Source organism: Bacteriovorax stolpii (genome assembly GCF_002872415.1).
Taxonomy (GTDB): Bacteria; Bdellovibrionota; Bacteriovoracia; order Bacteriovoracales; family Bacteriovoracaceae; genus Bacteriovorax; species Bacteriovorax stolpii.
This window is the reverse complement of the sequence record NZ_CP025704.1, coordinates 3,532,934-3,554,409: the sequence shown is the minus strand read 5'-3', so window position 1 is coordinate 3,554,409 and position 21,476 is coordinate 3,532,934. Positions and strand designations below refer to the sequence as shown.

23 protein-coding genes are annotated in these 21,476 nt (G+C 39.9%); 14 read left to right on the top strand and 9 right to left on the bottom strand.

The features are described from left to right. The first annotated feature begins 17 nt into the window (after window positions 1–17). The gene (locus C0V70_RS17570) at window positions 18–995 is read left to right on the top strand and encodes a nuclear pore complex Nup155/Nup170 family protein (RefSeq protein WP_102245169.1); all 978 of its coding nucleotides are present in this window, start codon (window positions 18–20) and stop codon (window positions 993–995) included. On the opposite strand, the gene C0V70_RS17565 is transcribed toward C0V70_RS17570, so the two are convergent. Genes C0V70_RS17565 through C0V70_RS17555 form a run of 3 tightly spaced genes read right to left on the bottom strand, consistent with a single transcriptional unit; the run spans window position 990 to window position 4,132 of the window. Then, window positions 990–1,781, bottom strand: a complete 792-nt coding sequence (locus C0V70_RS17565) for a sterol desaturase family protein (protein WP_102245168.1) — start codon at window positions 1,779–1,781, stop codon at window positions 990–992. The two genes, C0V70_RS17570 and C0V70_RS17565, sit on opposite strands and share 6 nt — an antisense overlap. Then, window positions 1,771–2,895, bottom strand: coding sequence for a hypothetical protein (locus tag C0V70_RS17560; protein WP_102245167.1), 1,125 nt, complete (start codon window positions 2,893–2,895; stop codon window positions 1,771–1,773). The genes C0V70_RS17565 and C0V70_RS17560 overlap by 11 nt, the downstream gene beginning before the upstream one ends. Window positions 2,896–2,929: 34 nt before the next feature. Then, window positions 2,930–4,132, bottom strand: coding sequence for a hypothetical protein (locus C0V70_RS17555; RefSeq protein WP_102245166.1), 1,203 nt, complete (start codon window positions 4,130–4,132; stop codon window positions 2,930–2,932). Window positions 4,133–4,161: 29 nt separating this feature from the next. On the opposite strand from C0V70_RS17555, the gene C0V70_RS17550 reads away from it, so the two are divergent. From C0V70_RS17550 to C0V70_RS17535, 4 genes are all read left to right on the top strand, one after another. After that, a complete protein-coding gene (locus C0V70_RS17550; RefSeq protein WP_102245165.1) occupies window positions 4,162–4,968 on the top strand; it encodes a hypothetical protein in 807 nt (268 codons plus the stop codon). Next, the gene (locus tag C0V70_RS17545) at window positions 4,952–5,776 is read left to right on the top strand and encodes an SUMF1/EgtB/PvdO family nonheme iron enzyme (protein WP_102245164.1); all 825 of its coding nucleotides are present in this window, start codon (window positions 4,952–4,954) and stop codon (window positions 5,774–5,776) included. The genes C0V70_RS17550 and C0V70_RS17545 overlap by 17 nt, the downstream gene beginning before the upstream one ends. 163 nt (window positions 5,777–5,939) lie before the next feature. After that, window positions 5,940–6,377, top strand: coding sequence for a hypothetical protein (locus C0V70_RS17540; RefSeq protein WP_102245163.1), 438 nt, complete (start codon window positions 5,940–5,942; stop codon window positions 6,375–6,377). 52 nt (window positions 6,378–6,429) lie between these two features. Then, window positions 6,430–7,467, top strand: coding sequence for a TRAP transporter substrate-binding protein (locus C0V70_RS17535; protein ID WP_102245162.1), 1,038 nt, complete (start codon window positions 6,430–6,432; stop codon window positions 7,465–7,467). Here C0V70_RS17535 and C0V70_RS17530 read toward each other — a convergent pair. Further along, entirely contained in the window at window positions 7,460–8,236 is a 777-nt protein-coding gene (locus C0V70_RS17530; RefSeq protein ID WP_102245161.1) for a hypothetical protein, read from the bottom strand. The two genes, C0V70_RS17535 and C0V70_RS17530, sit on opposite strands and share 8 nt — an antisense overlap. 29 nt (window positions 8,237–8,265) lie before the next feature. Here C0V70_RS17530 and C0V70_RS17525 point away from each other — a divergent pair, with 29 nt between their 5' ends. Both C0V70_RS17525 and C0V70_RS17520 read left to right on the top strand, forming a co-directional pair. Further along, window positions 8,266–8,811, top strand: coding sequence for an HD domain-containing protein (locus C0V70_RS17525; protein ID WP_102245160.1), 546 nt, complete (start codon window positions 8,266–8,268; stop codon window positions 8,809–8,811). Continuing rightward, complete coding sequence (locus C0V70_RS17520) at window positions 8,808–9,425, top strand: aspartyl/asparaginyl beta-hydroxylase domain-containing protein (protein WP_102245159.1); 618 nt, start codon at window positions 8,808–8,810, stop codon at window positions 9,423–9,425. The genes C0V70_RS17525 and C0V70_RS17520 overlap by 4 nt, the downstream gene beginning before the upstream one ends. On the opposite strand, the gene C0V70_RS17515 is transcribed toward C0V70_RS17520, so the two are convergent. Genes C0V70_RS17515 through C0V70_RS19095 form a run of 5 tightly spaced genes read right to left on the bottom strand, consistent with a single transcriptional unit; the run spans window position 9,394 to window position 12,420 of the window. Next, window positions 9,394–10,152: a hypothetical protein gene (locus C0V70_RS17515; protein WP_102245158.1), complete on the bottom strand. Its 759-nt coding sequence runs from the start codon at window positions 10,150–10,152 to the stop codon at window positions 9,394–9,396. The two genes, C0V70_RS17520 and C0V70_RS17515, sit on opposite strands and share 32 nt — an antisense overlap. After that, the gene (locus tag C0V70_RS17510) at window positions 10,145–11,140 is read right to left on the bottom strand and encodes a hypothetical protein (RefSeq protein ID WP_102245157.1); all 996 of its coding nucleotides are present in this window, start codon (window positions 11,138–11,140) and stop codon (window positions 10,145–10,147) included. The genes C0V70_RS17515 and C0V70_RS17510 overlap by 8 nt, the downstream gene beginning before the upstream one ends. 8 nt (window positions 11,141–11,148) lie before the next feature. Further along, on the bottom strand, window positions 11,149–11,352 hold the full coding sequence (locus C0V70_RS17505) for a hypothetical protein (RefSeq protein WP_102245156.1): 204 nt from the start codon (window positions 11,350–11,352) through the stop codon (window positions 11,149–11,151). A gap of 59 nt (window positions 11,353–11,411) precedes the next feature. After that, the gene (locus C0V70_RS17500) at window positions 11,412–12,233 is read right to left on the bottom strand and encodes an adenine nucleotide alpha hydrolase family protein (RefSeq protein ID WP_102245155.1); all 822 of its coding nucleotides are present in this window, start codon (window positions 12,231–12,233) and stop codon (window positions 11,412–11,414) included. After that, window positions 12,226–12,420 (bottom strand): hypothetical protein, encoded by a 195-nt coding sequence (locus tag C0V70_RS19095; RefSeq protein WP_133566668.1) that lies wholly within the window; start codon window positions 12,418–12,420, stop codon window positions 12,226–12,228. Before C0V70_RS19095 ends, C0V70_RS17500 begins: the two co-directional genes overlap by 8 nt. Window positions 12,421–12,502: 82 nt before the next feature. Here C0V70_RS19095 and C0V70_RS17495 point away from each other — a divergent pair, with 82 nt between their 5' ends. From C0V70_RS17495 to C0V70_RS17465, 7 genes are all read left to right on the top strand, one after another. Continuing rightward, window positions 12,503–13,714: an SGNH/GDSL hydrolase family protein gene (locus C0V70_RS17495; protein WP_102245154.1), complete on the top strand. Its 1,212-nt coding sequence runs from the start codon at window positions 12,503–12,505 to the stop codon at window positions 13,712–13,714. A gap of 3 nt (window positions 13,715–13,717) precedes the next feature. Next, window positions 13,718–14,788 carry a DegT/DnrJ/EryC1/StrS family aminotransferase gene (locus C0V70_RS17490; protein ID WP_102245153.1) on the top strand — a complete coding sequence of 357 codons (1,071 nt, stop codon included), beginning with the start codon at window positions 13,718–13,720 and terminating at the stop codon, window positions 14,786–14,788. Continuing rightward, complete coding sequence (locus C0V70_RS17485; protein WP_102245152.1) at window positions 14,785–15,480, top strand: hypothetical protein; 696 nt, start codon at window positions 14,785–14,787, stop codon at window positions 15,478–15,480. The genes C0V70_RS17490 and C0V70_RS17485 overlap by 4 nt, the downstream gene beginning before the upstream one ends. A gap of 166 nt (window positions 15,481–15,646) precedes the next feature. Next, entirely contained in the window at window positions 15,647–16,186 is a 540-nt protein-coding gene (locus C0V70_RS17480; RefSeq protein WP_102245151.1) for a nucleotide exchange factor GrpE, read from the top strand. Between the two features lie 36 nt (window positions 16,187–16,222). Further along, the gene (dnaK, locus tag C0V70_RS17475; protein ID WP_102245150.1) at window positions 16,223–18,139 is read left to right on the top strand and encodes a molecular chaperone DnaK; all 1,917 of its coding nucleotides are present in this window, start codon (window positions 16,223–16,225) and stop codon (window positions 18,137–18,139) included. A gap of 76 nt (window positions 18,140–18,215) precedes the next feature. Next, the gene (gene dnaJ, locus C0V70_RS17470; RefSeq protein WP_102245149.1) at window positions 18,216–19,346 is read left to right on the top strand and encodes a molecular chaperone DnaJ; all 1,131 of its coding nucleotides are present in this window, start codon (window positions 18,216–18,218) and stop codon (window positions 19,344–19,346) included. Window positions 19,347–19,479: 133 nt separating this feature from the next. Beyond that, the gene (locus C0V70_RS17465) at window positions 19,480–21,450 is read left to right on the top strand and encodes an ABC transporter substrate-binding protein (protein ID WP_102245148.1); all 1,971 of its coding nucleotides are present in this window, start codon (window positions 19,480–19,482) and stop codon (window positions 21,448–21,450) included. Window positions 21,451–21,476: the final 26 nt, after the last annotated feature.

The following is a 21,476-nucleotide window of genomic DNA, read 5'->3' as shown; positions in this document are numbered from 1 at the left end:
GTGCCATGGGCAGTAGCATGAAAAGTGCATCTTTTGCTTATCAAGCAAGAAAGATGGTTTTTACTGCGAAGTTAGACGGAAAGCTTTATTTCGTTGGAATCAACCCCGAGATAAACAGTATTGTGAAGATCCCTGCGATTTGCGGGCCACATTCTTATCAAAATGATAATGGCATTTATTATGGGGTTGAGAAGAAAGGTCCTAACCTGGTTAGGATTGATTTTAGAAATCCAAGAGATGTCAGGATGATTAAGTCTCCGGATGGAATTCTTTATTACGGGCATAGTATTGCTTACCAGGATCTACTTTATGTTAGTGGCGTAAAAGTTGAGAATACAAAAAGTGATTATGATATCGACAAGTTTAATCCTAATAAAGCACCAGGTGTTTTATTGATTTATAACAAAAAGACATTAAAGCTTGTTAGTCAGCTCGAGGGTTTTGGTTATGGGCCACATGAATTGATTATTCATAAAAACGATATAGTCATGGCCGTCAGTAGAGATGCACAAAACAAGTTAAGTGCACTGGTTTATCTGGATTTATTCTCTTTAAAAACTATTCGCACACAACCTATTGATGAAAAATATAAGCATCTAAAATTCAGGCATTTTATGCAGACTAAGGATGCTTTCTATCCTGTTCTCGCAGCATTTGACCCAAAAACAGACCTGGTCACCAACATGGCTATTGGAAAATTTAGAAAAGACCAAAGTTTAGAAATCTTTGATTTTTCCAACACCAATGAGCCTAAATCAGATTTTGATCATACCACATCATTTGTCCACGACGATAATCTGCATGTCGTTCTTTATCGTGTTAAGCGTATGGTGAAGTTAGGGAAAAAGGCAGACCTGGTGAATTTTGGTCAGAGCGATTTAAATCAATTAAAACATATTTCGAATCTTGTCATGAGAGGAGAAAATGGTTTTATCTTTAAGGACCCTCAGTTTAATAAAGACTTTGAAATTAAAAGCCACATTTATATTTCATAATTTGTTTCTCATTTTCTTCCAATAGTTCATGTATGGTCTTATTTGAATCATAATGGGGTTGAACTCTTGCGGGAGAGTCTCGAGACCTATATTGATTTCATCCATCTCTAATGAGTCATCATAGGTTTTAAATAATCTATCCCAAAAACTAAAAATAAAACCAAAGTTTTTATTATGGGTGAGCGTTCTATTGTGGTGAATTTTATGCAAGCGTGGAGTGATAAGAATCCATTCCAGAGATCTCAACCATGGATCGTCGTAATTAATATGCACTAAAAGACTGTAAAGAAACTGGGCAACAACAGCGATGAGAATGTATTCCATCGAAAACCCTAATAAAAAACAAGGCAAAAGAAAAAGAAGTTCATAGAGCATCATCGGAACTCTGATGGCCGTCGTGATATCAAAATGAGTCCCTGAATGATGAACAGTATGACCCAATCTGAAAATAGTAAAACGATGGCCACACCAATGTTGGAAGTATTTAATGAAATCAACTAGCAAAAAGCACAATAGAAAACTTAACCATCCTTTAGGAAGATTCACCAGGTTAAGCTTGGAAAAAGAAGTGTAGGTGTAAAAGTTTCCAAAGATGAGAAGAATATAAACTTTGATATAAGAGCGCAAAAGAAAGGTTAGGAGATTAGAAAATGATTCTTTTGTGAGTTTATAGCGAGAATTTAGCAGAGTTAAAAACAACCCAAGTCCCAGGACTAAAATCGCAAGGCTTAAGTCGTTAAAGGTAACAAAAAATCGGGCAAATCCAATAAAAGACTCAAGACCCATGTGAAGGCCCTGGGCATTGGAGTGAGTAGTTTAGAATTTCTTTGAAATCTTTTTCAGTTGATCTTCGCGATTGCTGAAAGACTTTCATCGTTCCCGGGATAATCGTTCTTTCGCAGTAATGGCGAGCGATCTCTTTGGTAACTTGGGGGTCACAAAGCATGCGTGGTCTTTTAATGTCGATAGGAATTTTAAAAGAAGTCATACCCTCAGCTGTTGTTAATTCAATTTGTCTTTCACACACAGACTTCACATCCATCATGTTGAGAGAAAGAATGCGCGAGCGACCGTCAAGACCTGGATCTTTGGCAAAAAGGTAGGGGGTTAACTGAAATAGGCATAGAAGCCCCATGATTGTGGCAAAACGAGGAAGGTTTTCTTTAATTTTATAATCGTAGTTTAAAGTCAGGACAAAAAATCCCAGGATGCAAAACATAAATGATGGGTAGGGATAATCTACAATGTGCCATGAATAAATGTGAAAAGCGATCAGTTGCAGTAAAACGGCCAGGCGAATAGCTTTTTTATTGGAGAAAATAAACCAAACAATAAAAATTTCGAGAACAAGAACATAAACGAGCAAGGCACTTAAGAGTGGCCCTTGGATGATAGAAGGTTTAATTAAAGTATCACCGCTCAACCAATCGACATTAAGCTTGAGAAGTCCCGCACAGAAATAAACTCCGGGGAGCAAGATAGATATCGTGGCGATACGCTGAGGGACGATAAGAAAAACGAAAGTAATGACTTGAGCGAGAAAGTGGTAGTTCGTAGCAATCCTGTAATCAGAAAGCTGCAGGATTAATTTGAATACGCAAAGACCAAGAAGCATTAAGGGGGCGATCTTTTTAAAACGTTCGCTGATAAAAGCAGCAATAGTCGCAATCGCGAAAGCTCCATAAAGAATCATTAGGTTGCGCAGTTCTGGAGAAGAGAAAAACCTCCAGTGCTCACATCCTTCAAGACCAGGATAACAAATAGGGAAAGCACTTTCGCGGGCCAGGTCATCAATGCGATAACTTGAAAACAGATAGGACGTAATTACATGAATCAGCGCCAGACACGAGCCATAGTAGCGGAGCACTTTACTCTGAAGAATTTCATCCCATTTAAACATGTATCTATTTTATCCTAATTGGTAAAAATGACAATTATAGCGAAAGCCATTCCATGGGAGTTGAGTCCGGAATGTCCTGGGTGCCAAGAGAGTGAGGCGATGTGAGGCTTCCGATTTTAAAGTCGTAATTAGCAGTGTTGTAATAAATGGTTTCCTGATGAAAGCTCTTTAATCGCTGAAGACGCATTAAGTGAGCTTCCCTGTGCTGGGCCTTTGCTTCCTGCAGCAGAGTGAGGTTTCTTTCATAGGAATTAGAAAACCAGAAATAATAAGGACCGTTTGCCAGAGTCAAGAAATCTAAGTTGCCAATAATATCAACTTGTAGAAAGTGAGAGCGTTCTTTCATTTGATCAAGCAGGTCGAAGAAGTGGGCGCTGTCTTGAAAGAAAGTTTCAACTTGATGATTGAGCGTGAGCTTCACAGCTTCCATGGCATTAGCTGAAGGCCCTAAAAAATAGGGGGAGTATTTCTCAAAAATACTCAGGAGTGCATTCATATTTTTACATTGGATGACATCTTTCCAAAACTGCAGGGCCAATGGGCTATAGTCACAGAAATGAATTTTTTTCAGTGACTGCTTCATGTGATCAAAGTAATGAACAGGTTTTATCCCAGAAGACACACAGAAAATCTCTTCTGGAGAAAAGTTATAAGGAGCAATTTCCAGACTGTCATTATTAAGCAGGTAAACCCTTTGCAGAGAATAATCGTAATAGCGCTTGATGAAAGTATGAATAGCGTTCGCATTTTCAGCAGGGATTAAAATTCCCTGGAATTCATGAATGAGATCAATTTCTTTTGAGTTCTTTTCTTTTAAATTGAAAATAGAAATAAAATGATTACTTGTTTTATGTGCGTGGGCATTTTCTAAAAGATAGATCTGGTAATTGACATAAATCCAGAAATCCATGAAGTGATTAATCAAAGTTCCATCGCGAATGACGACAGCATAATCGAAAAGGTGAGGTTCAATGCCTTGAAGAGTTTTTTCAAGCTCTGAGCTGGGAATGGCCACACTATTAATGGGATGCAATGATCCTTTCGTATAAAGCGACTCAGGGTGTCCTGATTCAATGATCCTGATCACTTTAATCCGGTGAACGACATCTTCGGTAACCCAGAAAATCCTCCACTGGTGATAAAGAACAGAGTCCTTCGACAGTAAATTTCCTGCACGGGTGACTCTAGAGACTTCTTTATTGATGTCGGATTTGTTAAGCTTTATGGGATTAATCATTTTTAATAGTAAAGAAAAATAAGGAAGCGATGTCAACGGCAAGTGGAAATTTTAAACATTCCCTTATTGGACCTAAAGGAGTGAATGGAAAACTCTTCGTGAATATGGAAGAGTTCCTGGACACGTCTTCTTTTATGGATCTTCACCACGAAGTGATTCTTGGCCTGGCCTTAGTCGATAAATTGGACCATTCCTACATTATGGGTGAAATTCCGCCTGAGCTTCGTAAAGACTACGGAAATATGTTTCTAGAGTCAGAAATCGTTGAGAACATCGAAGCCTACGACCCAACTGGATTTCACCGCGAAAGAACTAAAGACTTAACCTTGCAGCAAAAAAGACGTTACTACTACATGGCCTTCGGGGCCCTTAGCCCGTGGTATGGTGTTTGTTATTTACGCTATAATAATTTTTTAAAGAAAACTTCTGAAAAAGAACTTCAGAATGATTGGCATGATAATGCAGCTCACTTTCCGAAGCTTGTCTCTTATATTGAATCCCTGAAGGGAAAGGTTTTTGATGAAGTAGGAAGAGTTCTTCTCTTTGTCAGCTACCCTTTGGTTCCAACTGTCGTACACCGTGACTATATTCAAGAGTCTCACCGCGATCATAGCGTAAATCTTTTTTTATCAAAAGGAAGACCAAGTTTTATTTACAACGAAGTGACTGGAGAGAAGAGTTATCTTGATCCAAATTGCCGCGCTTATTTCTTTAATAATCGCGATTATCATGGTGTCGATGCTGAAAATGAAATGCGCTATACTTTAAGGATTGACGGCACTTTTACAAAAGAAGTGCAGGATAAAATCGGTTTAGTTGATGGTTTTGTTTATTAAGGTTTTCCTTCTTTTTTCGCAAACTCTTTATGCTCAATCAGCATGCCCGGTGAATTATGTCTCATTCAAAGATATTTGTATTGCCAAGTATGAGATGAAAAAAGGTAAAGATAAAAAAGCTTTGTCAGAACCCAATAATCAACCGTGGATGGAAATCAATCAAAAAGAAGCACTGAAAGCATGCCAAGACCTTGGCGCAGGATATGACCTAATTAGCAATTCCCAGTGGACTGAAGTCGCTCGCGATATAGCTCACACAAAATTAAACTGGAATACAGGCATACCTTATAAAGGAACATTAAATATCGGTCACAGTGATGGTGTGCCTGATAAGGCCCTGGAAGCAAGTCTTAGCGATGATGAAGCTTGTTATCTTACAGGACAAACCTGTACAGCAGAAACATGGAACTTAGAAAAGAGAACTCATAAACTTTCTAACGGCGAAACAATCTGGGATTTTGCCGGCAACGCTGCTGAATGGATAAAAGAGATCAACGATAAAAAACAAATCGAAGCTCCACAAATGTATGTGAGTCTCGTTGATTTTAAAGATGTTCGATATGCTGCTTTTGGGCCCGATCAAAAATGTGAAACACCTCAAATTGAATTTAATTATTGTGGTCTTGGTTATTACTGGACTCACGATGTGAAAAGAAATGGAGTTGGCCGCAGTGGTTTTTGGAAACATAAATCACCTTTCATGACTGGTATTTTTTCATTGGGCGTGGATGTCTTTATAGACAAGCGATACCCATTTATGGGTTTTAGGTGTGTATACACTCCTGCCCAGAATAGGACTCACTTTTAGCAGGAGGCCTTTGTAAACTCAGTCCTTTAGCCAAAGGATTGAAAGTTCTAAGTCATTAAAATTTGGTATTTAAAACTGGTCTTTTCTAGATAGTTTGGCTTAAGCCATTGAAATATTAAATAAATTTATTAGCGTTTTTCTGAAAATAGGTCATAATAGAATTATGAATTTTGATAGAAGAGAATTTTTCAAACAGTTATCACTGGTAGCGGCCAGCTTGGCTATTTTACCTGGTAAGAGTTTTGCGTCTGGTGCAGAAGGCACTAGTGCAGTTCTTGGTGCTACAGCTGTTGCAAAAGCAACTGGCACGTACAAAGTTCTTTATACTTTCACCGCAAAAAACCAAGCAGACATTTTAGAGTTTCTCACACTTCTAAAAACTTCTGGAGTCAGTAGCAACAACACGAAGTTAGAAAACGATGGCCACCTGGTTTACCGTTCAGAATTCTACCCGATTGCAGAAGGCACAATGCAATCAACTCTTGTTTTTAAATCAAAGGAATCATACGATCTTTTTCTTGAGTCATCGAAGTCTGTTTCAGATGAGTTGATCGCTTTTAAAAAGCAGAAAGATATTAAGATTTCGATGCAGACAGCTTAATAAAATATTCTTCTCTAATAATAAGTTTAAATCTCATAGCTAAGGAAAGGTCATGAAATTATCCCTTATCTTCACAGTCGCAGCTTTTGTTTTATCTACATCTGCTCACGCTACTGAAAAAACCAGAGAAATCCGTTGGTACCTGGCCCACAGTCCGAGCAGTACCGAATTAAAAAATATTATTGAAGAGTATTCTGAAAGGCTTTACAAAAAAAGCTCTCAGAAACTTAAGGTTGTTGTAATCAACAAGGCCAGCCCTCTAAACCATCCAGGAAGTGATAACCCGGTGGGGAAAGTAGGAGAAGGGCAGGCAGAGATGTCACAGGTGACAATCTCTTCACTTAAGAAGTATTACGAACCAATCATGGCCTTTGATATGCCTTTTATGTTCCGCAACCATGAGCATGCTTATAAGGTTCTTGATGGGGATATTGGTAACAAGATTCTTGATGGGATTTACCATGGTGAGCTAAACCAAAAGACAGACAAAAAAATCCGCGGATTGTTTTTCACATACAGTGGTGGATACAGAATTATTTACGGATCAAAAGAAATTAAATCAGTTGATGATTTCAAAGGTCTAAGAATGTATCGTCCAGGAAACATTCCTGGAGATAAATTTGCTCAACGTCTTGGAGTCAAATACGTTCCAGGTAATGCAGGATTTGGGTCTTTGACTTATGCTTACAGCTTCAATGCTAATCAGATTGATATCGAAGAAGGTGAGCTAAACCGTTACGAAGTTTTCTACAGAACATACCCAGAGCTTAAAACAAAAGCTAACTATGTTATTGATACATACCACAGTCTTTATTTAACTCTGATTGTAGTTAATGAAGATTTCTTAAACTCACTTGATAGCGCCACTAAAAAGATCTTCTTGGAAGAAACACACAAGCTGGCAATGGATGAGAGAGAGCTTTCATTAAGACTAGAAGTCGAAAACAGAGCGAAGTTGATTAAGCAAGGTGTGAAGTTCGTAAAGCTTCCTGAGGCAGAAGAAAAACGCCTGCATGAAATCGGTCTGAAGGTAAGAGAAGATCTTCCGAAATTAAAAGACTGGGTTCAAAAAATCGAAGCTGTTAAATAAGTTCTAAAATAATCTTCTTAGGTGCAAAAGGGCGGTTATCGAGAAACTCTGACTCAGAAATGAGGTGTTGATCGATTCTGCCTTTGTACTCCACCATTCCTTGCTTGTGTATAATGCGCTTTTCCTGATTGTAGTCATAGCGCTTCTGAAAGAATGAAGGGTATTTTTGAGCTTCATGAACCACTTTCGCATGGGCCGCTTCATCGTAATCCATATAAATTGTCTGGATATGACGAGCGCGATGATCGTAGTCGTAGTAGGCCGAAATAGAGCAGGTATGAGGGAAAAAGAGCATCCACTGAAAATAATCAAATGAGTTTCTATGCTCTTTCGTTGCTGCCTGGAACTTCTCTCCATCTGGTCTGATTTCATAAAGTACATGGGCCTTTAGGTTTAAAGATTCATTTCTTTTTTCCCAGGTGGGAGGAAGCACTGAGGCCATGTGAAAAGCGATATTGTTTTGTGTGGAATAGGCCATGTTATCTTTAAACAAGGTTTTAACCATACCATCGATATAAAAACTGTGAATGAAGTCGAGATGGGCCTGTGGTTTTAAAAAGGCCAGGTCGATATGGTACTCAGAAGGCGAGGCCATCCCTGAACCTAAGACTTGGATGTCGGAAATTGCTTCCAGTGCTGATTTAAAGTTCAAAAACCATGTAGGAGTTATGTCGTTGTAAAACGGAGTTTTCTCCTCCAAGCGCAACCAGGATAATTTTTTATAGAGCGCAGGGCTTAAATCTAGCAGCTGATCTTGGATATTCTTCATCTGTTAGATAGTATAGAGAGAGAGGAAAAGTGACTACAAAATTTAAGAATATTAAAGACAGTACAAGTGAAGATTGGAAAGCAATTGACCAGAGCTATTATGAGCTGCGTGATCAATTACCCAACAGGCTGATTGAAACTCTGAGGCAACTCGATACAATCCAAGGGGCCCTTCCTGTTTCAAGACTAGAACATAGTCTGCAAGCAGCCACACGCGCTCGTCGCGACAACAAAAGCGATGAGTATGTCTTTACTGCACTTTTTCATGATATCGGCTCTTATTTCACTCACGTCAATCACGCTGAGATTTCAGCAGCAATGATCAGGCCTTATGTAAGTGAGGATTTGCATTGGATGATTCTTCATCATGAAATTTTTCAGAGCTATCATTACTTCGATAAAATCGGCCTTGATAAAAATGCCCGAGATCAGTTTGTTTCTCATAGGCTTTATGAAGCCACTGTGGAATTTTGTGAAAAATATGATGCTCCTTCATGGGATGCTGCTTACGATTCTTTAAGACTCGAAGAGTTCTATGACCTGGTGGACTCTGTAACCAAAAACAAAAGACGATGATCGCTGAAATCTGGAAAGCTGGATTTAATGTCCAGGACATTTACCAATCTATCATTAAAGCGAGCACTCAAGAGGCCCGCGAAGTTTACCCTGGTTACCAAGGTTGGTCGATTCTTTCAGAAGATGGTGGACTCTTTAGCGGATGGAATGCAGAAGCAGTCGTCTTTAATGATAAAGGTGAAATGGATTTAGAGAAATCCTACGCAAAGAAAAAAGAGCTAGGGCTCATCAACGATTTAAAACACATTCATCCAACCGAACTCATGACTCCTGAGCTGGAGAAAGTTGTGGCCTTGGTTTCAAGTAAGGGCCTAAAACCTTGTCGCATGCGCATCAGCGTTCTTTCTGCCGGAAGTGAATTGTATTGGCATTCAGATGCTCCGAAAGATGTTTATTCAGTAAGACTTCACATTCCACTCTTAACCAATGATCAGGCTTTTTTTGAAACAGAAAATGAAAGAGAGCATTTCCCGGCCAACGGTGATGCTTATTTTATTAAAGTGAATCAACGCCACCGCGTGGTGAATTATGGAAAAGAGGACCGCTGGCATTTGATTATGGATGTGACAGATACAGAAGGATTTACTCAATTTCATTCGGCGAAAGATAAGTAAAAAGCATTCCACCTTTGGTCATTTTAGTTTTCAATTCAACATCATTAATAACAATTGTTAAAAACAAGTTGCCTGAAAGATCACTTAGGTTGTGAAGATTGTAGAAGGAATCAAAAGCGATTTCTAAGGCCCCATTCTCCGGGAAAAGAATCTTTTTCCAGTCAGCAGGTAAAGTTTTTTGTGAGAGTTCAATAAAATCTTCAGCGATCTTTTCTGGATTGTTATTCTTCCAGAAACTATAAGGTTTGCCGGCCAGATTCATCTTAGAGAGATCACAATAGTTAAAACTTTCATCGACTTTATTTTCTAAATAGAGAGGAGCGAAATAAGAAAGTGTGCTAATTTCATTTCTATCCCCACGAGGTGGATGGTAGTGATCATAAAATTTTCTGCGCTCAAACCTTGGATCAATGACCCCCCAATTTGTTTCAATGGCCACAAAGAGGCTTGAAAGAGAGTCGATTTTGTCTTTTGATTTCTCTAAAAGTTTAAGGGTTAGTTCCACAATTCCATTGGAAAAATGTCCTTCTGGAAGGTTGGTTGCAAAATCACTTTTGACCATGGCAATAACTTCATTCATCGGAAGTCTTTTTTCAGCAATGGTGTAGAAGATACTAGGACGCTCTTCCTGAATGATATTCTTTTGATGAGAGTAGACAGAAGATCCGCCTTCAATCTCTAAAAGCTTTTGAAGTGCTGCCCTTTTCCAGCTAACAATCTCACTCATTGGTGACGGCCTTTGGTTGGAATTTTCTCCAGATAATAGAATCGTAAGAGTAGTGAACGAGTAAAGGCACCCATGGAAGAAAGATTAAAGAGCTAGGAGTCCATTTAAATAAATAGAAAGATCCAACCCATGCTAAACCAAAAATTAGAGAGACAAGGCAAACGATAGCGAATTTATAGTTTGAGTTCCACACTCCGTTTTCGAGGTGTTTTGGCCAGGCCTGTGAAATATAGGCCATGTAGCTAGTCCCGTGAGAGATGGCGAGGTAGACGTGGAAGAAGCCGAGAGACTTAATAAAAAAGAGACCGAAACACATCCAGACAGTCGTTGAGAGAAAATAAATCAGGCGGGCAAAATCTAAAACGAGTACTCCATTTTCTTTTCTAAAACCTAATCCCACGCTGATGATAAGCGAGATCACCGTAAAAGTAGTTAAAAAAGCAGGAGTGAAGATTCCCCAATTAGGAATTGATTGAGTGATTGTGATCCCATAAAGATAAGAAGGAAGATTATCCAGCTGGCGAAAAAACCAGATGAAGTTTGGAAGTCCTAATACAGTCAGAAAAAAGATGCGTTCAAATTTCTTTCTTTGGGCAGAGAGTTTCCCCTGAGACATTTTTAACCAGGCCTGGTGCTGAAGATAAATGTGAGCAAGACCTGTGATGGCCAGAAGATTCATAAAATAGACATCAGAGATAAAGTTTGCAATCGCATAGATTCCGACGAAAACGAGAGGAACAATATAGAATTTTTTATCCAGTCTCTTTTTTAATTCAGGGCCAGTAGCAAAGGGGATGTAGGTCGCAAAAATGTGACCGCCACCGATAAAAACTTTCGCCAGAAAGAAACTGATCCAATAGTTATTAACGCTGTTGTATTTTGTACCAATGAAAAAATAAGCGACGATAAAAGGCGCTACAAAAGATAAAAGGTCGAGCTTCCAGTTAAAGACCCATGAATTTCTAACAGCTAATATTCTGTCGGTCATAATCTTTTTTAAAAGGCCATGTAGATGGCAGGAAGTAGAGCACCGTTACCTGTGAGAAAAAGAACAAGTCCTAGTGCCGCCAATAAACACCATACAAGAAGAAGCCAGTACTTTCTTTTTTCAATAATTTTTTTGAATAAAAAAATGAGAAAACCAGACGTTGTTCTGGGAATTTCTTCCTTCTGTTCAGGAGTATTATCGGTGTTCTGCATAATGTATTTAGTAGACCACTGAATGATTTATTTGACTAGAATTTTTTATCCAGAGGAAATCAGACTCTTTCATTTGGAGATCTGACAAATGGGAAGTGAGATTCATCATTGATTAAGGCCTGGGCCATCTCAACTTTTTTACTCATAAAAGTGCGCAGGTTGATTTTATATTTCTCATAACCAATGAGTGGCTCAAAAAACCAGAAAACCAGCATGTTGTAGACGATGAAAGGGTAACAATCGTGCTGCATAAGCCGGTCAAACTCACTCCCCTTAACATTTTTACTAGGAAGAAGTCCGTTATTAAACAACCAGTCCCCAGTCGTGCGCGTTTTGGGTTTTGGCCCTAGCGTGAAACCGTGGCGGTCAACAATCAATCGATCCATAAAACGCTGATCTTCCGGAATATCCCAGTCGATAACCATGCTGGAAAATTGAATGCCATGACTTTTATAAAACTCGCGGAAGAGTTCTCTGATTTCTGGCATGTGCCCCGGAAGATGCAGAAGTTCTTTGGTCATTCCGTCATAGACGGTTTGAATCTTTTTTTCCTGGCAAAAAAGCACCGTTCTCGTGTGCCAGCTCAGCGAACTTAACCCGGGAGTGGCCAGGTTATAAAAGTGAAACTCTTTTAAGAATTTAAAGAAATGTTTGTAGCTTAAATGCTTAACGATTTTATCTGTTGAAAAAACTGAAAGAGTGAATTTATCAGCGCCGTATTTTTTTTGCAGGCGCTCAAGATTTTGCTCCGGCCAGGGAGAGTTTTCAGTCGCTTTCTCGTAGAAAGTCAGAAGATGAACGCGCTCGTGCTTTTCAGCAGCGAGTCCCGCTGTGCAAAAAGAATCAGTTCCACCTGAAAATAAAACGACACACTCATTCATATGGATTTTGCACTCCTAATTCTTTAAGCATCCATTTGGCCAGGGCGCCAAAAAGTTTAAAAGGAAGATGAACAAAAAAAGAAATCATCTGAAACCACATGAGTCTCAGTCGGTAGGGAAGAAGTAAGGCAATCAGGCAGATGAGAGAAGAGAAAATCAACCTGACAATAATTAATCCGTTATTCACTCGAGGAGTTTTCCACTTGGTAATTCGTTAGGCTTAAACTTTAACTTGCCATGGGGGTTATGGCACTATTTAATTATTATCAGTGAAAAATATTTTAAAACTCATCCTGGCCACTGTCCTTACCCTTGTCATATGTGAGGTTTCCCTCCGCTTAGTCGATCATTACGCTCGCAAATCTGCACCTGGAAATGAAAAAGGTGAAGGGATTCAGTCGCAAGCAATGAAGAGTTTTTTGCAGGATAAAATCAATCGCCTTTGGGTAAGAGGAAGAGACGCCCGCCACCACTTCTTTGAGCCGCCGTTTGATGTTTTCGTCAACAAAGACTTTCATAATCAAAGCCGCCTGGATTTTATTCACAATTATGTTTCACTGCCAAAAAACATTAATACGACAGTTGAAAATTTTTTGCGCTTAAATGATCAAAAACAAAATGAAACATTTACCGTGACCAGCAATAATCTAGGATTTCGTGGGAGTAGAAATATTCCAATTGAAAAAAAAGCAGACACTTTTCGCATTGTCTTACTTGGTTCTTATCCGGCCTTTGGTCACGCAGTTAATGACGATGAAACCTATGCCAGTATTCTTGAAAATTCTCTTAACCAACATTTCAAAGGGAAAAAGAACATTGAAATCTGGAATGGAGGAAAACAGGGGGCAACCAGTATCATGGGTTACTCGCGTTTGAAAAAAGACGCTCTCTCTTTAAGGCCCGATCTCATTATTTGGGACTTTGGTTGGATTGAACTCTATCTCGGCAGAGACATGGTAAAGCAAGATGGAAAGAGAGTTGAGCTTAAAAACCTGAATTGGTTTGAAAGACAAGTTATTAGAAAGTGTGTGAACACCATCCTTGAACCTTTGGCCCTTTGTAAATTCTCGCTGAATAAAATGACAAAAGTCAGTTACAGTGATGCCATTGACGGGTGGAAAGAATCTATGACACTTTTAAGAGAGTGGGCAAAAGAAAATAAGATCCCAGTGGTATTCTTAAGACACAGAGGTGTGACGATTCCAAATCAGGAGTACACAGCTTTTGATGCTCCTAAAGAAAGAATGTACTTTGTGGATACATCAGCTTCATTAGACCCGGCACCGACAACAGAAGAGAAAAATCTTTTTTGGGGAAAGGTCAACTGGCTTAGTGAATTACACCATACGCGCGAAGAAGTGGAGAAATCAGACGAGAAGCTGATTTTCTTAGGAGATGCCATCCAGTACAACAAACTAGGATATAAGCGTATCGGACTTTACTTAGCAGATTGGTTTATTAAAAAAGACCTGCAGTTTTAATTTATGATTAATATTTATTCAGTTCCACATTTAAAAACGAACCTGTCTCATCTTCATAAGTATTTTAATGAAGCGGATATGCTCGGCGGCGTGAAAAGCCGTCATGTGATGAAGTTGGAAGAAAAGTTTTCTAAAGGGGGAAAACAGGCCGTGGCAGTTAACCACTGCACGAGTGGATTAAAGATTGCTCTAAGCAAATACAAACCAACAACTGTGGTTGTTCCGGTTGTGGTTTTTTTTGGAGTGATTGGCGCGATCCTCGAGGCCGGGCACGACTACATCCTTGCTCCTGTTGACCAGTATGGAAATATTGATAAGTCAGTTTTAAAAAACATCCCGGACAATTACATTGTGATGAATGTGCATATGAATAGCCGCGTGTCTGATTTGCGCGACTTCTCTCATCTCACAATTATTGATGACGCCGCTTCTGCCTTTGGTGGCAAATTTAAGGACGGCAAAGACCTGATCTACGATGCCCCTTACGATTCAGTGATTAGTTTCTCCTACGGGAAACCATTAACTGCTGGTGAAGGTGGAATTGTTTTTACAACAAATAATACAGAGTTTTATAAAGAAAAAAGATATTGTGGAATCACCAATCTCACTGGGACTTATGGAATAAGTGACTATGAGATCAATGAGATTACCACTAAAGCACCTTTTAATGCTTTGGGGGCAGCACTCGTTTCACTTCAGTTGGAGAAATTTAACGAGGACACAGAGAAGAGAAAAGCGCTTTCATTAGAGTTTGATAAACTCGCAGCCTTTAATCAGATCAAAAGTGATTTAAATGGAGTGTGCCTGACTTACTTCATGCGTTTTGCAACGAATGCTCAAAGAGAAGCAGCAAAAGAGTATTTTAATAATAACGGGATTCAGTGTTACCTGAATCACAAGCCATTATATATGTACAATGCCTTTAAAGACGCCAAGATGATGGAAGGGACGCGCGAGAGCGCTGAGGATTATTTCTCAAAAGCTCTGCACATCACAAGTCGATCGGATTTAAAGGTAGAAGAGATTGAGCATATTAAAGCTCACCTTTCTTCCTTAAGCAGGATCATTGCATGAAAGTACCAACATACGATTTAGAATGGAAAAAACAAGCGACACCTTTTATCCGAGAGGCCTTTAGTGCTTTTAAACCAAGAGCTGAATTCTTAAAAAGAAATGTTGAGGCCCGCGAACAAAAGCTCGATGATAATGAACAACCTAATATTCTGGAAGTGAAAACTCCGCTGACAGAATACACAGGGCAAGTCGCTGACTTCGATGTCGTTTTTGAGAACTGTCCAAACTATGCTGAAATCAGAAAGGCCATGGATCATGTCCTGGCCTACGTTACTGAAGTGGCCTCAAGTGCAAAAGCAACTTTTGTTACTTTTGCAACAGATATTACCGGCGCAGAAATGGGAATCCGTCATCTTCATCCGAAAATGAATGGAGACCGTTGCAATGTTTTAACTTTTGGCATCCCACTTTATTTGGGAGAGCGAGCGCCGAGTTTTGATATTTATGTCAATGAAACCCAGTGGCCGACTCGTTATTACGTCGACTACAAACGCATCCGTGATTTAGATCTCTCTTATATGAAACTTAACATGCCGATGGATGGCTCTATTTTTCATATGCAATTTGATGGTTCAAGACACCCGCATGTGATTACTTATACCGACTCCGTTTTCATGTGGTTTGTCTTTGATGGTGTCGAATTTAAAGACCAGCGAGACATCGGAAACGGGCTCAACATTAAGTTCCTATAACCTAGGCCTACGCATCGCTCCTCTAAATCCTTGAAAAGAGGGCACTTTTAAGTGCCTATAATCAGGCTATTTCGGGCCAAATCCAAAGTATTTTTCGTTCATAACATTGACACTCACCCGGGTGATACCACCTTTAAATTATAAGATTTTGAATCGAGGAAATGAAATGACGGAAAACACGAACGACACAAACAGCGAAGAGATTTTAAACGCTGATGGAAATGAAGCCACGACAGAAAACGTAGAAAGCATTGGGGCTGCTAACGCGAAAGCGGGAGAAGATTTCAAAGCGAAGTACTATTATCTGGCAGCTGAATTTGAAAACACGAGAAAGAGATTTGAACGTGAGAAAGAAAACCTTCTGAAATACGGAAGCGAGAAAATTCTTTCTAACCTGATCAACGTTGTGGATAACTTCGATTTAACAGTGGCAGCACTTAAAAATGATAACGATGATAAAGTTCAAAATATAGTGAAAGGGATTGAAATGATCCGCACGCAATTTTTAGACGTACTAAAACAAAACGGACTAACTCAGGTTGAGTCTATGGGAAAAGTCTTTGACCCTAATTTCCACGAAGCAGTAGCACAAGCTCCAGCTCCAGGGAAAGAAGACCAGGAAGTCATCACTGAGTATCAAAAAGGATATGTGTTAAATGGAAGGCTCTTAAGGGCCGCAAAAGTAGTAGTTGCAAATAACGCGTAATTTAGATTTAGAAATTAAAAATATAAGGAGACATTTATGGGAAAAATTATTGGTATCGACTTAGGGACAACAAACTCATGTGTGGCCGTACTTGAAAACGGAACATACAAAGTTATCGCAAACGCTGAAGGACACAACACAACTCCTTCGATCGTTGGTTTCGCTAACAACGGTGAAGTACTTGTTGGTCAGGTTGCTAAAAGACAATCTGTAACAAACCCAAAGAAAACACTTTTTGGTATTAAAAGACTAATTGGTAGAAAGGCCGACGCTCCAGAAGTAAAAAAGTTTATGGAAGTTGCACCTTTTGAAATCCTAGCTAACAAAAATGGAGATGCTTGGGTAAAGGTTGACGGAAAAGAAATGTCACCTCAAGAAGTATCAGCAAAAATTCTTGAAAAACTTAAGAAAGCAGCTGAAGACTACCTAGGACAACCAGTAACTGAAGCTGTTATTACAGTTCCAGCTTACTTTAACGATGCTCAAAGACAGGCAACAAAAGATGCAGGTCGTATCGCGGGTCTTGATGTAAAACGTATTATCAACGAGCCAACGGCAGCAGCACTTGCTTACGGTATGGACTCTAAGAAAGATAAAAACATCGCTGTATTCGACCTTGGTGGTGGTACATTCGATATTTCTATCCTTGAAATTACATCTGATGGTGTATTCGAAGTAAAAGCGACTAACGGGGATACATTCCTTGGTGGGGAAGACTTCGATTACAGAATCATCAACTTCCTTGCTGAAGAGTTTAAGAAAGAAAATGGTGTTGATTTAAGACAAGACACAATGGCGCTTCAAAGATTAAAAGAAGCTGCTGAAAAAGCTAAGCATGAGCTTTCAAACGTTAACCAAACAGACGTTAACCTTCCGTTCATCACGGCAGACGCTACTGGACCGAAACACTTAAACGTTTCAATCACAAGAGCGAAGTTTGAACAACTTATTGCTGACCTTGTACAAAAACTGGTTGAGCCATGTAACACATGTATCAAGGACTCTGGATTATCACTTAATGAAATCCATGAAGTTGTTCTAGTTGGTGGTGCGACTCGTACTCCAATTGTACAAGCTAAAGTAAAAGATATCTTCGGAAAAGAGCCTTCTAAAGGTGTAAACCCGGATGAAGTTGTTGCAGCAGGGGCAGCGATCCAAGGTGGGGTATTAGCTGGTGACGTTAAAGACGTTCTTCTACTAGACGTAACTCCATTATCACTTGGTATCGAGACTCTTGGTGGTGTTTCAACTAGAATCATCGAGAAAAACACAACGATCCCGACTAAGAAGTCTCAGGTGTTCTCAACAGCTCAGGATAACCAACCAGCTGTATCGATTCACGTACTTCAAGGGGAAAGAGAATTTGCTAAAGACAACAAAACTCTTGGTAGATTTGATTTAACTGGAATTTCTCCAGCTCCACGTGGAATCCCACAAATTGAAGTAACATTCGACATCGACGCCAACGGTATCGTTCACGTTTCAGCTCAGGATAAAGCGACTGGTAAATCTCAAGAAATCAGAATCACAAGTGGATCTGGTTTAACAGAAGAAGAAATCCAGAGAATGGTAAAAGACGCCGAAGTTAACCGTGCTGCTGACCAGGAAAGACGTCACGTTGTAGACGCAAGAAACAACCTTGATGGTTTAATCTTCGCGACTGAAAAAATGATTAAAGACGGAGAAGGGAAAATCTCTGCTCAATCTAAGTCAGAGCTTGAAGGAGCTGTAACAGAAGCGAAAACTAAGTTAACTTCTGAGTCTCTTGATGAGCTAAAAGCTGCTGTAGAAAGACTACAAAACGTGTCTCATAAAGTTGCTACAGAAATGTATCAAGCTGGTGGAGCTCCTGGAGCAGAAGCTGGAGCACAAGGTAACCCTGGAGCTGGTGCAGACGCTGGTGCAAAAAAGAATGACGACGATGTAGTGGACGCAGACTATAAAGAAGTTTAATCTGAATTCAGTTAAATAATTTTACTAAGAATAGAAGGTCTCTCCTAGCGGAGAGACCTTTTTCGTAAAGGATCATATGAGCAATAAACGCGATTATTACGAGGTTCTTGGGGTCCAGAAGAACTCTAGTAAGGATGAAATCAAAAAGGCCTATCGCAAGATGGCTATGCAGTATCACCCTGATAAAAACCCGGACAACAAGGAAGCTGAAGCAAAGTTCAAAGAGGCTTCAGAAGCTGCAGAAGTTCTTTTAGATGATGATAAAAAAGCGCGCTATGATCAATTCGGTCATGCCGGCATGAACGGACAAGGCGGATTTGGCGGCGGCGGATTCCAGCAGGGAGACTTTGGGGATTTTGGCGATATTTTCGGCGACATCTTTGGAGATATGCTTGGTGGGCGCGGTAGAGGCCGCGGAGGCAGAAGATCAACAGGACGCCCTGGTGACGATCTGCAAATGGGAATTGATATCGACTTTAGCGAAGCTGCTTTTGGTACAGAGAAAACCATTTCACTAACTAAAAACGTGAAGTGTGACACTTGTAGCGGAACGGGAGCAAAGGCCGGATCATCTCCTACGACTTGTGATTACTGTAATGGTCACGGAGAAGTTCGCCGTCAACAAGGCTTCTTCACTGTTTCATCGACATGTCCAAAATGTAATGGTTCAGGTCAGATGATTAAAGATCCATGTGGTACTTGTCACGGTCAAGGTAAGAAGAAAAAGAAAGTCGATCTACAAGTGAAAATCCCGGCGGGAATTGACCAAGGTCAGCGCTTAAAACTTTCAGGTGAAGGTGATGCTGGATCTAATGGTGGACCAAATGGAGACTTGTACGTAGTGATCAATATTCGTCAGCACGAAATTTTCGAGCGCGATGAGTTCGACGTCCACTGTACAGTGCCTATCAGCTTCTCGAAAGCTGCATTGGGTGCGGAAATGGAAGTTCCGACACTATCCGGGAAAGTTCAATTGAAAATCCCTGCAGGAACTCAATCGGGCGTAAAAATGCGTCTCAAAGGAAAGGGAATCCAGAGACTAGGCGGATACGGAGTGGGTGACCAGATCGTAACTGTTCAAGTTGAAACTCCAACTAAACTCTCAAGCGAACAAAAGGATTTATTCCAGCGCTTAGCAGAAGTTGAAGAGAATTCTAATCCGATGAGCCGTGGGTTTTTTGATAAAGTAAAAGACTTATTTCAATAATAACTTCGCAAATGATGAGCCGGGCAATGCCCGGCTTTTTTAGTCAGTCAATTTATAACACAACTTCCTTTTATAAAACTCCAACGCTTGTTAGAATAATCCAATCAAATAATAGATTTTCCAGGATTGTATTGTGAAAAGTGTTTTTGTTTTGATGGCCTTTCTTTTTGTTACTTCATGTTCAGGGGTGAGTATGATCACACCGGAAAGAAAAGTGGCAGACAATGTTGATACTTCTAAATTATACCACCAGGATTTCCTGCAAAAAATCAATGCAGCTAAAGAAAAAGTGCGCCAAGGGAAAAACGACCTCGCTCTTAAAGATGTAGCAGCAATTAAAGAAGAAAAACTTTCAAATGCTGAGAAAGCAACGAAGAGAAACTTAACAGGTGTTATTAATTTCTCTCAAAAAAGGTATGAAGCTGCAGCTAAGAGTTTTGAAGAGGCGAGTGCTTTAGCCAAAGATGACCCGGCCTTAGATGCACAAATTTATCTCAACCTGGGAAGTGCTTACTATAAGATGAATCAAAATGAAAAAGCGCTTAATACGCTTTCTCAGGCAAATTACAAAAATCTTCAGGATACAGAAGCAAAAAAATTCCACCAACTTTACGCTCTTCTTTCTCAACAACTTGGAAAAAAAGAACAAAGCCTTTCGGCCCTTATCCGTTCACTTGAAGATAAAAAATCAATCAGCGAACTGACAACAGATCCAAGATACGGACAAGTTGAAGAGCAGTTTAAAAAACTTTCAAGCAGTGAGCGTGTACGTTTATTAGAAGAGTTCGATCAGGACAAAAACCTGAGTGTGGCCTATTTAGCCTATAAGGAAGCCGAGACTGCTTTCCGTGAAGGAGACCAGGACAAAGTTAAAGACTTCTCAGAATGGATTGAAAAACGTTATGGATCAAACACAGAGATTATGGGACTGGTGGCAAGCCTTGGAGCAAGAAACCAAAACAACACAGCAAAGATTGATCTCCGTTACATTGGTGTGGCCCTGCCTCTTTCTGGGGACCTAAAAGGCCTGGGAGAAAGAGCACTGGCGGGTATTGATGTGGCCCTTGAAGAAATGTCACAGGACCCAAACAAGAAATATCGTTTAGAAATCAAAGACACAAAAGGGAATCCGGCCAACGGAGCTTTTGCGGTTAAGGACTTAATTGAAACAAACAACGTTGCCGCTGTTATTGGTGGGCTAACAACAGCTGAAGCGACAAAAGAGTACCTGGAAGCTAAAAAATATGGCGTAGTCTTTATTTCGCTCTCAAAGGTTCTTCTGCCAAAAGAAGAAAAGAACCATCTTTTAATCGAGATCCCAGGCTCAATTGAATCGCAGGTGAATACACTTTTCTCTGAGAGAATGCTCGCAAAAATCGGTAAGCGTCCGGCGATCATGTATCCAAAGACGGATATCGGCGAAGCTTACGCGAACGAGTTCTGGAGACAATCAAAGAAATACAATTTAGACGTGACTGGTCTTATTTCTTTCGATCCAAATCAAACTGATTACCGCGACCCGGTTAAAAACATTCTGGGAATTAAGTTTAATCGTGAACGCGAAGAAGAGCTGGCGATTGTTAACGACATCGCTCACCTGGAGAGTAAAAAGAGCATTAAGCGCGTGCAGAATCTTCAGCCACAAATTGATTTTGACTGGGTATTTGTTCCGGCCCTTCCAAGAGAAGTGGTGCAGCTCCTGCCAAACTACAATTACTTTGATGCTTTCAACTTAAACTACGTAGGAGTGCCAAGCTGGAGGTCTGAGTTGATGGTGAACGAAGGTTACCGTTACGGAAATGTGTACTTCATGGATGAGCCAATCAGCGGAACTGAGACTCCATTTACACAGAAATTTTTCCAAAAATTTAAGAAGCAACCAAACATAGTAGAAACTATTGCCTATGACTCATTAAGAATATTGTTTGATGTTATTGAGGCGGACTCTTCTTATCAGACGCGACAAGATTTAGATTTAGCCCTCATTAAAAAGGAAAATTTAAAAAGTGAAAGTGGGTCGTGGAAACTCTCGGATGATATCTGGATGAAGGATATGAGCACTTTTAGAATTAAGAGAGAAGGAATTGAAGCTGTAGTAAATTAAGTTTTATCAATAGTTTGCGCCGATTA

Bases quoted from the DNA above. Each gene is read 5' to 3' on its own strand.
- C0V70_RS17570 (WP_102245169.1), top strand. From the start codon at position 18: ATGAAAAGTGCATCTTTTGCTTATCAAGCAAGAAAGATGGTTTTTACT.
- C0V70_RS17565 (WP_102245168.1), bottom strand. From the start codon at position 1,781: ATGGGTCTTGAGTCTTTTATTGGATTTGCCCGATTTTTTGTTACCTTT.
- C0V70_RS17560 (WP_102245167.1), bottom strand. From the start codon at position 2,895: ATGTTTAAATGGGATGAAATTCTTCAGAGTAAAGTGCTCCGCTACTAT.
- C0V70_RS17555 (WP_102245166.1), bottom strand. From the start codon at position 4,132: ATGATTAATCCCATAAAGCTTAACAAATCCGACATCAATAAAGAAGTC.
- C0V70_RS17550 (WP_102245165.1), top strand. From the start codon at position 4,162: ATGTCAACGGCAAGTGGAAATTTTAAACATTCCCTTATTGGACCTAAA.
- C0V70_RS17545 (WP_102245164.1), top strand. From the start codon at position 4,952: ATGGTTTTGTTTATTAAGGTTTTCCTTCTTTTTTCGCAAACTCTTTAT.
- C0V70_RS17540 (WP_102245163.1), top strand. From the start codon at position 5,940: ATGAATTTTGATAGAAGAGAATTTTTCAAACAGTTATCACTGGTAGCG.
- C0V70_RS17535 (WP_102245162.1), top strand. From the start codon at position 6,430: ATGAAATTATCCCTTATCTTCACAGTCGCAGCTTTTGTTTTATCTACA.
- C0V70_RS17530 (WP_102245161.1), bottom strand. From the start codon at position 8,236: ATGAAGAATATCCAAGATCAGCTGCTAGATTTAAGCCCTGCGCTCTAT.
- C0V70_RS17520 (WP_102245159.1), top strand. From the start codon at position 8,808: ATGATCGCTGAAATCTGGAAAGCTGGATTTAATGTCCAGGACATTTAC.
- C0V70_RS17515 (WP_102245158.1), bottom strand. From the start codon at position 10,152: ATGAGTGAGATTGTTAGCTGGAAAAGGGCAGCACTTCAAAAGCTTTTA.
- C0V70_RS17510 (WP_102245157.1), bottom strand. From the start codon at position 11,140: ATGACCGACAGAATATTAGCTGTTAGAAATTCATGGGTCTTTAACTGG.
- C0V70_RS17505 (WP_102245156.1), bottom strand. From the start codon at position 11,352: ATGCAGAACACCGATAATACTCCTGAACAGAAGGAAGAAATTCCCAGA.
- C0V70_RS17500 (WP_102245155.1), bottom strand. From the start codon at position 12,233: ATGAATGAGTGTGTCGTTTTATTTTCAGGTGGAACTGATTCTTTTTGC.
- C0V70_RS17490 (WP_102245153.1), top strand. From the start codon at position 13,718: ATGATTAATATTTATTCAGTTCCACATTTAAAAACGAACCTGTCTCAT.
- C0V70_RS17485 (WP_102245152.1), top strand. From the start codon at position 14,785: ATGAAAGTACCAACATACGATTTAGAATGGAAAAAACAAGCGACACCT.
- C0V70_RS17480 (WP_102245151.1), top strand. From the start codon at position 15,647: ATGACGGAAAACACGAACGACACAAACAGCGAAGAGATTTTAAACGCT.
- dnaK (WP_102245150.1), top strand. From the start codon at position 16,223: ATGGGAAAAATTATTGGTATCGACTTAGGGACAACAAACTCATGTGTG.
- dnaJ (WP_102245149.1), top strand. From the start codon at position 18,216: ATGAGCAATAAACGCGATTATTACGAGGTTCTTGGGGTCCAGAAGAAC.